The organism is Xenorhabdus bovienii (genome assembly GCF_024721015.1).
Taxonomy (GTDB): Bacteria; Pseudomonadota; Gammaproteobacteria; order Enterobacterales; family Enterobacteriaceae; genus Xenorhabdus; species Xenorhabdus bovienii.
In genome coordinates this window covers 1-989 of record NZ_JANAIF010000239.1, presented here as the reverse complement: position 1 = coordinate 989, position 989 = coordinate 1, and the positions used below count along the sequence as shown (strand labels likewise).

1 protein-coding gene is annotated in these 989 nt (G+C 52.0%); it reads left to right on the top strand.

Going from position 1 to position 989, the window contains the following annotated elements:
- Positions 1–33: 33 nt before the first annotated feature.
- Positions 34–989, top strand: a 956-nt coding sequence (locus tag NXS07_RS20295) for a phage tail protein (protein WP_258087549.1), incomplete at its 3' end; no start/stop codon positions are given.

Below are 989 nucleotides of genomic sequence, written 5' to 3'. Positions count from 1 at the left end.
TGTGCATATTATTGATGATGTGAGGATTGAATCATGAGTACCCGATTTTTTGCACTGTTAACCCGTCTGGGTGCGGATAAACTGGCGAATGCCGCCGCACTGGGGACAAAAATAGAAATTACCCATATGGCCGTGGGGGATGGCGGCGGCAGTCTGCCCACACCCCATACGACACAAGCCCAACTCATTAACGAGCGTCGCCGTGCGGCGATTAATATTCTGAGCATTGACCCTAAAAACACCCACCAGATTATCGCCGAGCAGGTGATACCGGAAAGCGAAGGCGGTTGGTGGATTCGGGAAATTGGCCTGTTTGATAAAGACGGTATTTTGATTGCGGTCGGCAACTGCGCCGAAACCTACAAACCGCAGTTACAGGAAGGCTCCGGCCGTACGCAGACCATTCGCATGGTGCTGATTGTCAGCAGTACGGATGCCGTGACGCTGAAAATTGATCCGGCTGTGGTGCTGGCAACCCGTGAGTATGTGGATTCACTGGTCACAAACTCCATTAAAGACCATGAGAACAGTCGCCGCCATCCTGACGCCACGCTTAAGGATAAAGGGTTTGTGATCTTAAGCAGTGCAGTAGACAGCCACAGTGAAACCCAGGCAGCCACCCCGAAAGCGGTTAAGGTGGCGTATGACCTGGCTAATGCCGCAAGGGATAATGCTAATGGCCGTGTGCCGACGACACGCAAGGTCAACGGGAAAGCACTGTCTTCTGATATTTCGTTGGGTGCGAGGGATGTCGGGGCATATACCACAGGGGAAGTGGATTACCGCGTCAATGAGGCTAAATCACTGGCAAACACAGCCAGCCAAAATGCGGCCAATGCGAATAACAACGCCAACACTCGCCTCGAAAAATCAAAGAACGGTGCAGACATTCCGAACGAAAATGAGTTTGTCAAAAACCTCGGTTTGGCAGATACCGTGGAGCGGGCGAAAAATGCCGCCTCTCTGACGGAATGGACACCACAGATTTT